Annotated in this window: 7 protein-coding genes; 1 reads left to right on the top strand and 6 read right to left on the bottom strand. The window is 71.4% G+C overall.

The genetic code is table 11. The features are described from left to right. Positions 1–9 precede the first annotated feature (9 nt). Entirely contained in the window at positions 10–1,404 is a 1,395-nt protein-coding gene (locus F4X11_20900) for a hypothetical protein (protein ID MYN67452.1), read from the bottom strand. A 29-nt stretch (positions 1,405–1,433) separates the two neighbouring features. Further along, the gene (locus F4X11_20895; GenBank protein MYN67451.1) at positions 1,434–2,702 is read right to left on the bottom strand and encodes an MFS transporter; all 1,269 of its coding nucleotides are present in this window, start codon (positions 2,700–2,702) and stop codon (positions 1,434–1,436) included. A gap of 183 nt (positions 2,703–2,885) precedes the next feature. Between F4X11_20895 and F4X11_20890 the strand changes: the two genes are divergently transcribed. After that, positions 2,886–4,814, top strand: a complete 1,929-nt coding sequence (locus F4X11_20890; GenBank protein MYN67450.1) for a tetratricopeptide repeat protein — start codon at positions 2,886–2,888, stop codon at positions 4,812–4,814. A 36-nt stretch (positions 4,815–4,850) separates the two neighbouring features. Here the strand turns inward: F4X11_20890 and F4X11_20885 are convergent, their stop codons facing one another. From F4X11_20885 to F4X11_20870, 4 genes are all read right to left on the bottom strand, one after another. After that, on the bottom strand, positions 4,851–6,506 hold the full coding sequence (locus tag F4X11_20885) for a tetratricopeptide repeat protein (protein MYN67449.1): 1,656 nt from the start codon (positions 6,504–6,506) through the stop codon (positions 4,851–4,853). Beyond that, positions 6,503–8,365 carry a CRTAC1 family protein gene (locus F4X11_20880; GenBank protein ID MYN67448.1) on the bottom strand — a complete coding sequence of 621 codons (1,863 nt, stop codon included), beginning with the start codon at positions 8,363–8,365 and terminating at the stop codon, positions 6,503–6,505. The genes F4X11_20885 and F4X11_20880 overlap by 4 nt, the downstream gene beginning before the upstream one ends. A 116-nt stretch (positions 8,366–8,481) precedes the next feature. Next, positions 8,482–10,200 carry a tetratricopeptide repeat protein gene (locus F4X11_20875; protein ID MYN67447.1) on the bottom strand — a complete coding sequence of 573 codons (1,719 nt, stop codon included), beginning with the start codon at positions 10,198–10,200 and terminating at the stop codon, positions 8,482–8,484. Then, positions 10,197–11,984: a CRTAC1 family protein gene (locus F4X11_20870; GenBank protein ID MYN67446.1), complete on the bottom strand. Its 1,788-nt coding sequence runs from the start codon at positions 11,982–11,984 to the stop codon at positions 10,197–10,199. Before F4X11_20870 ends, F4X11_20875 begins: the two co-directional genes overlap by 4 nt. Positions 11,985–12,003 lie beyond the last annotated feature (19 nt).

Raw genomic sequence — 12,003 nt, 5'->3', positions numbered from 1 at the left:
TGTCTCCTCTCATCCGTCCGTGGTGATCCTCGTGTCGACCGACGCGCCGCTGCGCAGAACCGTCGGCGAAGACGCTTGCTCGAGAAAGACCTCCGGCCCGCCGCTGCCGTCGGCGGGGAGCACCCACACGTCCGCAATCGGCGATCCGGTCGCTTCCGGCAGGGCGTACAGAATGCTGTTGTCGTCGAGCCACTCGACCTGATCGTCCACGCTGCGGTCCTCGGCCAGCGCGGTCTCCTCCAGCGTCTCCAGGTCGAGCACGTGCGGTCGCCAGTGGGCCCTCGCGCTGCCCGGCATCCGTTTCTTGAAGGCGACGCGGGTCTCGTCGGGCGACAGGGCCGGGCATTCGATCCCGTCTGTGACCACCCGCATGGCGCGGTCCGCGAGGCTGCCCTCGACCAGGTACATCACCCCGCCCGTGCCGAGGGTGGCGAAGAAGCGGTCGCCGTCCGCTGCGAACGTCACGCCCCAGAAGTTGAAGTCGAGCGAGTAGAACGGCTGTCCGTCGCGTACGACCGGAAGCTCCTCCATGTTCGCGACGATCAGCCCGCCGGTGTCGGTGTCGACGATGCTGGTCTCGGTGGAGAAGAGGCTGTCCGCGTACGAGTGACCCGATACGAAGACCGTGATCGCGGCGTGACGGCCGTCGGGCGAGACGCGCGTGCGGCTCGGGATGCCATTGAGCGGAATCCGATGCCGCGGCCGGAAGCCCGCGTCGAACAGCACGGCGGTGTAGGTCGTGAAGAACTGGCGCTCCACCATCAGGCACGAGCCGCGACCGGCGGCGAAGTGGAGACGGTGGCACATGAGGGGCGTGGCCTCGCGCGTGCGCTCGCCGGGCAGCCCGGTCTCCACGGCCAGGAAGCCGTGACTCCGATCGAGCCCGGTGTGGCGGACGAGGAAGCGGCGACCGGGAGGCGGATCCGCGCGCTCCTCCGATTCGGTTTCGGCGACCCGCGGCGGTCGCTCGGTCGCAACGGGCTTGTCGGCGTCCGGTAACCTCTCCGCCGCCTTCGCGTCCTCGCGGGAGGGGTCCGCATCTGCCGCGCCGGCCGTGCTCGGCGATGCAGCCGGGGTCGCTGGGGTCGCTCCCGCCGCCCGCTCCGCAAGGCGTTCTGCACCGGCGCTCGTTTCCTCCGCAACCACCCGTACGGCCGAGAGCGTCTCGGGTGAGACCGGGTCGGATCGGTCGGGCCCCGCGTCGAGCGATCCGGAGATCGGGGGCAGGCTGCTCCCGCCGGCCCTGTCGGCCGAGCGCGCGAGCGTGAACCAGGCGTACGCGCCCGTCAGCAGGGCGCAGAGCAGGCACAGCACGAGGAACCGCGCGGCGTTCGAAGACCGGGGCGCCGTGTCGGTCCCGGCGCCGCTCGAGTTCCCGCCGGAAGGCAAGCGTCTGTGATCCATCCACCCTCGGCCAGACGATACCGCTCCGTTCAGGGCCGAAATTGTACATCCGAGCGGCTTCCCGCGAGCGTCACCGCCGCCAGACCGGTGGCGGCGACGAGCGCGACCACGAACCCGGTCAGCGCCGCCGTGGAACCGTACCCGGCCCACACCGCGCCGAAGGCGATGGAAGCGGCGAGCCGTCCAAGACTGGTCATCGTGGTCAGCAGGGCGAGGCCCGTGCCGCGCACGTCGGCGGACAGCATCGCGCTCGCCAGCGCCATCAGCACACCTTCCGTCAACGCGTAGTAGCCACCCAGCAGCAGGACGCAGACCGCCAGGTTGCCGACCGACACTTCCTCGGGAAGGGCGATCAGATAGGCCAGCACCAGTACGCCGTGTCCGGCGATGAACGTCGTGCGGCGGCCGAAGCGGTCCGCCAGCATCCCGGCCGGCAGCGCCAGCAGCAGGAAGCTGCCCGCGGTGCCGACGTAGAGGAGCGGGAACAAGCCCGGGTTCAGTCCGGTGCGCTGCTGCAGAACCAGATAGAGGAAGCCGTCGCTGACGGTGGCCAGTCCGAGCAGCGTTCCTGCGCAGGCCAGTCCGCCGAACCCGCGCGTCCCCAGCAGGGAGCGGATCGCCCGGCCGGGCCGTAGCGTCGCGCCCCGGTCCAGCGCCAGGCCGCGCGCGCTCCGGACGAACAGCCAGAGGACGCCGAAACCGACGACGGCGACCGCGAAGCTCGCGACGAAGACCAGGTCGTAGGCGTCCGGTGCGGCCGACAGGATCGCGAGCGCCACGAGCGGGCCCAGCATCGCGCCCGCGCTGTCGAGCGCACGGTGGACGCCGAAGCTGGTGGCCAATCCGGCGCGCCCGCTGCTCAGCGAGATCAGCGCATCGCGCGGCGCCGCCCGCAGCCCCTTCGCGGCGCGGTCCACCGCGACGATGGCCGCGATAATCGGCCAGGCGCCCCCCGCCCCCAGCAGTCCGATCCGGCACAGCGCCGAGGTGCCGTAGCCGACCGCCGCCACTTCCTTGTCGCGTCGCGTGCGATCCGAAGCGAAGCCCCCGGCCAGCCGCAGGAGGGCGGTCATGCCGTGGTACAGGCCGTCGACCAGTCCGAACTGCAGCGGCGTGAGGCCCAGGTACAGCACCAGGTAGATCGGCAGCACGGTCGCCACCATCTCGGACGAGACGTCCGTCAGGAGGCTCGTGAACCCGAGCGCCACGACGTTGCGGCTGACGTGCGGCCAGAAACGCCGGCCCCGCAGGGTCCGCATGGTCTGTCGCAGCGCCGCGACAGCGTCGACCTGGTACATCCCGGCCCTCCATTCGCCGTGCCCGAGACGCGACTGTACTTCGCCGGCCCTTCACCGTGGCAGAATAGGGCCAGTCGTTCGCGCCGACGAACGGTGCGGACGACCGGCGGGGATTGCTTGGGCGGAAGCGGAGCCGTCCGGCGGGGGTTTCCGGGCGAGGCGGCGGCGAGCCGAACGTGCACCATGAAGTCCCTGCGAGCCGCCCTCGTGGCGTACGGTCGAGCCGCTGCAATCGCCTTGGCTTGGTCCGCGTCGGCCTCGATTGCCGCCGCGCAGGAACAGGGGGCGCGTGCCGTCACCTACAACGGACAGATCGCCCCGATTCTGAACGAGCACTGCGTCTCGTGCCACCGGCCGGATGCGGTCGCCCCGTTCAGCCTTTCGACCTACGCCGAGGTCCGCGCTCGCGCCCGGATGGTCGCGATCGTTACGCAGCGTCGAGTCATGCCGCCGTGGAAGCCCGCGCCCGGCGTGGCGCGCTTCCTGGGCGAGCGGCGCCTCCGCGGGGACCAGATTGACCTCATCCAGCGCTGGGTCGCGGCGGGCGCTCCCGAGGGAGACCCCGATCGAGCGCCCGAACCGCCCTCCTGGCCGGGCGGCTGGATGCGCGACACGCCGGATCTGGTCGTCACCATGGACGCGCCCTACCCGCTGCCGGCGGCCGGGGAGGACGTCTACCGCAACTTCGTGGTACGGGTTCCGAGCACGCGCGCACGTTTCGTCAAGGCGATCGAATTGAAGCCCGCCACGACGCGCGGCGTTCACCACGCCCGCATCCTGGTCGATCGCTCCGGCTCGGCCCGTCGATTGGACGCCGCCGATCCGCTTTCCGGTTACGACGATCGCCGCGTCGACCAGGCGCGATCTCCCGACGGCCACTTTCTGGGCTGGGCCCCGGGCACAGCGCCGAACGAAGTCCCGGACCATCTGGCCTGGCGCCTCGAGCCGCGTACCGACCTCGTGCTCAAGACCCATCTCGTGCCGCGGGGCGAGCCGACGCCTGTCCAGGTTTCGGTCGGGTTCTTCTTCACGGACACGGTCCCGACCGCGACGCCGGCCGTGGTTCAGCTCGGATCCCAGACCATCGACATTCCCGCAGGAGCGTCCGCCCACGTCGTGGAGGACAGGTATCGACTGCCCGCCCCCGTCGATCTGCTGGCCGTCTATCCCCACGCCCATTTTCTCGCTCGGCAGGTCGAGGCCTACGCAGTCTTGCCGACGGGCGTCCGCCGACCGCTGATTCGCATCGACGACTGGGATTTCGCCTGGCAGGACGAGTACCGCTACGCGGAGCCAACACGCCTGCCGGCCGGCACGGAAGTGGTGATGCGGTTCGTCTTCGACAACTCCGCGGGCAACCCGAGCAACCCGAGCCGCCCGCCGCGGCGCGTCCGGTTCGGCCCGCAATCGACGGACGAGATGGCCGAGCTGATGCTGCAGGTGCTGCCGGTCGATCCGGCGGATCGCCCCGCCCTGGTCCAGGACGTGTCTCGGCATGTCGCGCAGATCGTGCTCGCCGGGTCCAAGCTTGCGCTGGCCGCCGCGCCGGGCAGCGCCGCGCTCCAGGAGCGTGTCGGTAATGATCTGTTCGCGGTCGGACAGGTGGGCGAAGCGATCCGGCACCTCGTGGCCGCGGTGCGCATCGCTCCGGATCGTGCTTCCGCGCATTACCGGCTCGGCACCGCGCTGGCGATGATCGGGAGCACCGCCGACGCAATGGAGAGCTACCGGCGTGCTCTCGACCTGCAGCCGGACTTCGTCGAGGCGCACAACAACCTGGGGGGACTCCTGCATCTGTCCGGCGATCTCGAGGGCGCCGCGCGACACTACCGCCGGACCTTGACCCTGGACCCGGCCCACGCGAACGCGCACTTCAATCTGGGCAATATCCTGCTGGGTGCGGGGCGCTTCGCCGAGGCCGAGGTCGAGTTCCGCGGCACGCTCGCGGTGCGGCCCGACTACGCGGAAGCGCACATCGGTCTGGGACGCGCCCTGGCCGCCCGGGGGAGGAGCGCGGCGGCGGCGGAATCGTATCGCGCGGCCCTGCGCCTGAATCCGGACCTTCTGGAAGCGCGGCGCCTGCTGGACGACGTGGTCGCCCGGCGCAGGTGAGCGCTGCAGGATCCCGGCAGCCTCCGGCGCACGCGCTCAGGGCAGCTCGGCGTCGGTGAACGGCGTCCGCGACGGGCGGCCTGCCTCGTACAGCGCGAGGTTTCCCGTCATCCGGTCCGCCGCATCGGCGAGGCCGGCCCGGCGGGCGGCCTCCAGGATGTCGCGCTGCACGGCCGCCGCTTGCGAGTAGAGTCCCATCTCCGCGAGCGCCATCGCGGTCGTCTCCCCGAGCGAGAGGTCCGGCGCCTCCGCCAGCAGCGGTTCGAGGATGGCCATCGCCCGCTCTCCGTCCCGCACCCCGGCGTCCGGCGCGCTGGCCAGGACGCGGGCGAGCGCGTGCCGGAACATCCGATTCTCGGGGTCCGCGTCGAGACCCCGCTCCAGGCGGTCGCGCGCGACGGCGTAGCGCTCCATGCGGACGTAGGCCATGGCGGCGCCGTAGGCCGCTTCCCGCCGCGTCGGGTCCAGCGCGAGCGCCTGTTCGTAGTGAGGGATGGCCTCGTCGGGACGCCCGGTGCGGGCGAGCGCTTCCGCGAGCTGCACCCGCGCCGGGACATAGGCCGCGTCGTGCTCCAGAACGGTCGACAGGTGCTCGATCGCTTCATCGTGCCGTCCCTGGTCGGCCAGGAGCACGCCAAGACTGAACTGTCCCTCGGTGTGCTCCGGCGCCGTCCGCACCACGCGCTCGAACGCCTGTCTGGCGCCGGCGACGTCGCCCAACTGGAACAGCGCGACGCCGAGGCGTTGCCGCAGGGAGGGATCCTCCGGGTCGAGCTCCAGGCCGCGGCGGAACAGATCCGCGGCGGCGCGGTAGTTGCCCGCGTCGAGCGCGCGGCCGCCCCGGATGTTGTACGCGTTCGCGCTCTCGAGAAGCTCGTCGAGCTCCTGCCGCAGCGGATCCGGCGGCACGATCTCCACGTCGCCTTGCAACCGCAGGTGCGTCTCGGCCCGTTCCGTGTCGCCGAGCCCCCGGAACGCCAGCGCGAGCGGGTAGTGCAAGGCGTTCGCCCACGGGGCGGCGGCCAGGCCCTGCTCGAAGCGCGCAACCGCATCCGCGTATTCCCGGCGGGCCAGGGCGACGCGCCCCAGACCTGCGTGCGCCGTCGGCGCGTCCGGGTGGCGCTCGAGAGCCTGGCTGTACATCTGCTCCGCCGCCTCGAGATCGCCCCCCGTGAAGAGCACGTTGGCGAGCACCACACGCGCCGCCAGATCGCTCGGCCGCAGCTCGACAGCCCGCCGGTACGACACCGCGGATGCCTCGAGAGCGCCGTTCGCTTCGTGGACCCGCCCCAGGTAGTACGGCCACCGGACGTCGTCCGGCAGCAGCGTCTGTGCGTTGCGGAGGCTCGCCTCGGCCGCGTCGACGTAGGTCGCCGCCAGAAGCAGCATGCCGAGCCGGCCGTAGGCGTCGCCGAGCGCCTCCGGCTCGGCCGCCGCGGCTCCCAGGCGCACGCGGACCGCCGTCTGGTAGGTCCGCATCTGCTGCGCGACCGGCTCGGTCATGGATGCGAAGTCGGGCATCGTGACGGGAAGCAGCCCGTGGCCTTCCGGCGGGAGCAACACCGATCCCGCCGCGGCGGGAGACGACCCGGCGGGGCCGTTCGTCCCGGTGTCGCCGGTGTCGCAGCCCCCGGCCAGGACGCCGACCAGGCAGATCGCGTACGACAGTCCGGCACGCGGGTCGAAGTTCATCGCGTCGCCTCCGGCAGGAGTCGTCCTTGTCCCTCGATCAGCGTGGTGTAGCGATCGACCGCCACGTCGTCCCACGCCTCGGTGTGCCCGCTCGGCCAGCGCACCTGCACGTCCGGAGCAGTTGCGGAATCGCCGAGCCCGACGAGCACGCGCGGGTCGTTGGCCGATGCATAGCTCCCGTCGCTGCGGACGCGCCGCCAACGCGTCGGCTCGCCGTCGCGGACAACCGCCACCCGCGCGCCCAGCATGTCCCTTCCGTGCCCGGCTGCGGAACCGTCCATGCTCCCCACCAGCCGCAGGCCCACCCAGTGCCGGCGGTTGCCGATCGTGTTGACGAGCAGTCGTACGGGACCGGTGTTGTTGCCGACCAGCACGTCCATGTCCCCGTCGTTGTCGACGTCGCCGAACGCGGCGCCGCGACTCACCTCCGACAGCTCGAACACCGCGCCGGCTCGATCCGTGACGTCCTCGAAGCGCCGGCCGCCCAGATTGCGGAACAGCGTGTTGCGCTGTCCGTACGGGAACGGGTCGTCTTCGCGCCCGTCCACCGCCACCACCGTGCCGTTGACCGCCATGACGTCGAGCCGCCCGTCGTTGTCGAAGTCGAACCACGCCGAGCCCCAGCCGGTGTACGGCAGGCTGCCCGGCCCCAGCCGCGACGCCGCGCTCTCGTCCCGGAACATCCCGGACCCGTCGTTGACGTAGAGGTTGTTCCCCTCCGTCGTCAGGTGGGTCATGAACAGATCTTCGTCGCCGTCGTCGTCGAAGTCGCCCGCGTCCACGCCCATGCCGGCCTCGGGGGTGCCGAGGCCGCTCAGCGCCGCGCCGGAGAGCAGGGCGGCGTCCGTGAGCGTGCCGTCCCGCTGGTTGATCCAGAGGAGGTTCTCGGTGCCGTCGTTGGCCACGTAGATGTCGAGCCAGCCGTCGCCGTCGTAGTCGGCGGTGGCCACGCCCAGTGCCGGTCCGAATCGCCCCAGCGTCGCGCGCGAGACCCCGCCGGTATTGACGTGCCGGAGCGCCGTCGCGCTGACGTCGTCGAACCTGCCGTTCCCCAGGTTTCGATAGAGGCGGTCCGGCAGCCCCCCGTACGTTTCCGGAGGGCAGTAGTCACGGGCGCCCGCCGTGTTGGGACAGACGGTGCGGTTGTCGAGGCCGTAGTCGACGTTGTCGCCGATGTACAGATCCAGCCAGCCGTCCCGGTCGTAGTCGACGAACGCCGCCGAAACGCCGAACGCGTTCCGCGCCTCGATGCCGGCCCGGTCCGACACGTCGGTGAACGTCCCGTCGCCCTCGTTGCGAAAGAGCCGTTCCGATTCGAAGCTCGTCACGAGCAGATCGATCCAGCCGTCGTTGTGGATGTCTCCCGCCGCCACCCCGAACCCGTAGCCGTCGGCGTGCAGGCCGCTCTGCGCGGTCACGTCGACGAAGCGCCACGATCTGCTCCCGTCGGGGCCGATCTCGAGGTCGTTGCGGTAGAGGCGGCCGGTGAGCGGGCCCGGGGACGCGGGCGGAATCAGGATATCGGCGACGTTCGGGTCCGGGCCGAGCATGCTGCCCTGCACCAGGAACACGTCGAGGTCGCCGTCGTTGTCGTAGTCGAGCAGACCGACGCCGGGGGGCAGGATCTCCGGGTAGTAGAAGTGTCCCGACGCACCGTTGAAGTGCACGAAGTCGAGACCCAGCTCGGCGGCGCGCTCGACGAACCAGTCTGAATCGAGCGCATTCGTCGTCGTGCGGCGGGCATCCTCTGATGGCCCGGCCCCCGCGGAGCCCGCCCGTGAAGCCGGGTCCGCGGCACACCCGCCGACGACCGCTGCGAGCAGCACGATCCGGATCGCGCCCGTCCCCATGGGATCCATCCTGGCCCGACAAGCGTCGACGACCGCGACCGCCGCGGTCGCGCTACGGCCTCCGCGTGCCACCCAACTCGGGTCTGCCAAGGAGTCTACGCCGTTCTGCGGCGCAGGCTCCCAGCCTAGCGAATCGCGCCCGCCGACCGTTCGAGAAACGGATCGAACTCGACCGGATCGTCACTGCGCCACGGGAGACCGCGCTCGTAGTGCGCCAGCCTCTCGCGCATGCGCGGCACGAGGTCCGGGCGGCCCCCGCGCGCGGCCCGGTCGACGGCGTTCCGCTGCCAATCCGCCGCCGCGCCGAAGCGGCCGGTTGCCGCCAGAGCCATGGCCATCGACTCGCCCAGGTCGAGGGTACGGGCGGCCTCCGGGAGCCCCTCCATGAGCGCGCGGGCGCTGGCGCCGTCCCTGACATCCGGATCGGTTGTGCCCGCGAGGAGACGCGCCAGCGCGTGGACGAAGAAGGGCTGATCCGGGTAGGCCGTCATTCCCTCGCTGAATCGGTTCCGCGCGTCGCCGTGGCGGCCGAGGCGGACGAGCGCAATGGCGTGACCGAACGGCGCTTCCTCGATCCGCGGATCGCCCGAGGCGCCCTCCTCCATGACCCGCTCGTACTGCAGCAGCGCGTCCTCGAAGCGGCCCTCCCGGCGCAGCAGGCCGGCCAGGGCGAGCCGCGCCTCGACGTAGGCCGGCTCGTGGCGCGCGGCCGCCTCGAAGCGCGCGATCGCCTCCGGGCGGCGCCCCGCCCCTTCCAGCAGCACGCCCAGGCTGAAGTGGGCCAGCGCGAAGTCGGGCGCGGTCTGCAGGATCCGTTCGAACTCGACGAAGGCCCCGCCCGGGTCGCCCATCTGGTACAGCACCGTGGCGAGCCGGTGCCGCAGGGTCGGGTCGCCAGGCTCCAGGACCAATCCCCGCCTGAAGTGCTCGGCGGCCGTGACCCAGTCGCGTCGGCTGAGCGCTCGATTCCCCCGTCGCTCGTAGGCCCGCGGACTCTCGATCAGCGCGTCGAGCTCTTCCATCAGCGGGTCCTCTGCCAGGATCGCAACGTCCGCGCGCTGCCGCATGTGCGCCTCGGCCCGATCGAGCCGGCCGAGGCCCCGGTAGGCGAGGGCCAGAGGATAGTGGACGCCGACGGCCGTCTGCTCGCTGAGCCGCAGCCCCTCTTCCAGGAACTCGACGGCGCGGGCGTAGTCGTTGGCCGCGAGCGCAGCGCGGCCGATGCCGACGTGGGCGACGACCGAGTCGGGCTGCATGGCGAGCTGCGTCCTGAACAGGGGGTCCGCCTCTTCGGGCCGTCCCAGCAGGAGGTGCACCTCGCCCAGCCAGAGCAAGGTCAGCGGGTCGTCCGGCCGGATGCTCAGCACGTGGTTGAAAGCGGCGACGGATTCCTCCAACGCGCCGGTCGTCCTGTGCAGGTGGCCGAGATAGTACGACCAGCGCGCGTCGTCCGGCGCCAGCGTCTGCGCCCGCCGCAGGTGCGGCTCGGCGGCATCGTGCAGCGCCGCGGCCATCAGCAGCTTTCCCATGTCGCCGTAGGCTTCGGCGCGCGCTGCCGCGTTCGCGGTCGGCGTCTGCACAATGGCCGTCAGCGACGCGTGCCGCGCGCGCACCTGGTCCCTCACGAACACGTCGGCGGCGGAAAGGTCCGGCAGGGCGGCGGTCGGCGGGGTCTCGCGCTCCGCATCCGGGCCGGCGCCGCAGCCGCCGGCCGCGATCGCGAACCAGACCAGCAGCGCGACGCCCGCGATCGCTTCGCTCGCGCTCGCGAGACGCGTCCGACCGCGGCGTCGGTCCAGGAGTCCGAACGCAGCGGGGCGCTTGCCACGAGTTCCCGGCATCATGGGGCCGTCCCCGATCCCTCGACCAGCGTCGTGTAGCCGTCGACAGGGAGGTCGGTCCATTCTTCGACCCTTCCGCTCGGCCAGATGACGCGCACGAGCGGCGCCTGCGCCGACCGGCCCAGTCCGACGAGCACCCGGGGATCGTGCGCCGAGGCGTAGCTGCCGTCCATGCGCACCTGCCGCCAGATCGCCTCGCCGGTCCGCAACACGGCGACGCGGGCGCCCAGCATGTCGCGCTCCGTGTCGCTCCCGGTGAGCCGCAGTCCCAGCCAGTGGTTGTCGGCGCCCACCTCGTTGACGAAGAGTCGCGCCCGCCCGGTGTTGTTCGATACGACCACGTCGGTGTCGCCGTCGTTGTCGATGTCCCCGAAGGCTGCCCCGCGGCTGATCTCGGACAACCGCAGGGCGGCGCCCGCTCTGTCCGTGACGTCCTCGAATCGTCGGTTGCCGAGATTGCGGAAGAGCAGGTTGGTCTCGTCGTACGGAAAAGGGTGGTCGCCGCGCCCGTCGATCGCCTCTATCGCGCCGTTGACCGCCAGCAGGTCGAGCCAGCCGTCGTTGTCGATGTCGAACCACGCGGCGCCGAAGCCGGTGCGCCCGTGGCTCGCCGGCCCCAGGCCGCTCCGGATGCTCACGTCCTCGAAGAACGCGGACCCATCGTTCTCGTACAGGTTGTTCCCTTCCGTCGGCAGGTGGGTCATGAACAGATCGAAGTCTCCGTCGTTGTCGAAGTCTCCGGCGTCCACCCCCATGCTCGCTTCCGCCACGCCGTCTCCGCTCAGCGCGGCCCCGGACAGCAGGCCGCCCTCCCGGAACGTCCCGTCGCCCTGGTTCATCCACAGCAGGTTGGCGTGCACGTCGTTGGCGACGTAGATGTCGATCCAGCCGTCGCCGTCGAAGTCGGCGGTCGACACGCCGAGAGCCGGTCCGAACCGGGCGCCGGGGAGCGCCGTGACCGTCTCGTCGACGAACCGGCCGCCGCCCAGGTTGCGGTAGAGCCGGTCGGCCTGCGGCGCGTACACCTCCGGCGTGCAGTAGTCCCGCCGGCCGGAAAGGCCGGTGCACGGACGGTCCGTCTCGATGCTGTACTGCACGTAGTTGCCGACGTAGAGATCCAGCCGGCCGTCGCGGTCGTAGTCGACGAAGGCCGCCGAGACGCTCCAGCCGCCGCCCTCGGCGCCGCTCGACGCAGACACGTCCGTGAAGGTACCGTCGCAGTTGTTGCGGAACAGTCGATTCGCGCCCAGGTTCGTCAGGTACAGGTCCGTGCAGCCGTCGTTGGTGACGTCTCCGGCCGCCACGCCCATGCCGTAGCCGGGGGCGTCGATCCCGCTCCGTTCGGTCACGTCGGTGAAACGCACCGATCGGGTTCCGTCGGCCTCCACACGCAGGTCGTTCCGGTAGAGCCGGCCTCCGGGTCGGACGACGGCGTCCGGGGCGGGCATGACGAGGCCCTGGCCGGGGCCCCCGCCGAGCGGGCGTCCCTGCACCAGATAGACGTCGAGGTCGCCGTCGTTGTCGTAGTCGAGCAGACCCGCCCCGCCCGGGATCAGCTCCGGAAAGTAGTAGCGGCCGGACATGCCGTTGGTGTGCGTGAAATCGAGACCCGCAGCAACGGCGCGTTCCGTGAACCAGTCCCGCTCGCCGGCCCGGTTCGCAGCGAGCGTTCCGCCTGCATCCGCCGCCGGAACCGACCCGCGATCCACGTCCGTTCCCATGGGAGCGCCCCCGCAGCACACGCTCGACGCCCCGGTCAGCAGAATCGCGAAGAGCGTGGACTTCACGGGAGAGAAACCGGGCGAT

The organism is Acidobacteriota bacterium (genome assembly GCA_009861545.1).
GTDB lineage: Bacteria > Acidobacteriota > Vicinamibacteria > Vicinamibacterales > UBA8438 > WTFV01.
Note: the sequence above shows the minus strand (reverse complement) of the source record. Positions and strands in the feature narration are given on the sequence as shown.

Excerpts from the sequence above, each read along its gene's own strand:
- F4X11_20880 (MYN67448.1), bottom strand. The coding sequence starts at position 8,365 with ATGGATCCCATGGGGACGGGCGCGATCCGGATCGTGCTGCTCGCAGCG.
- F4X11_20890 (MYN67450.1), top strand. The coding sequence starts at position 2,886 with ATGAAGTCCCTGCGAGCCGCCCTCGTGGCGTACGGTCGAGCCGCTGCA.
- F4X11_20875 (MYN67447.1), bottom strand. The coding sequence starts at position 10,200 with ATGATGCCGGGAACTCGTGGCAAGCGCCCCGCTGCGTTCGGACTCCTG.
- F4X11_20885 (MYN67449.1), bottom strand. The coding sequence starts at position 6,506 with ATGAACTTCGACCCGCGTGCCGGACTGTCGTACGCGATCTGCCTGGTC.
- F4X11_20895 (MYN67451.1), bottom strand. The coding sequence starts at position 2,702 with ATGTACCAGGTCGACGCTGTCGCGGCGCTGCGACAGACCATGCGGACC.
- F4X11_20900 (MYN67452.1), bottom strand. The coding sequence starts at position 1,404 with ATGGATCACAGACGCTTGCCTTCCGGCGGGAACTCGAGCGGCGCCGGG.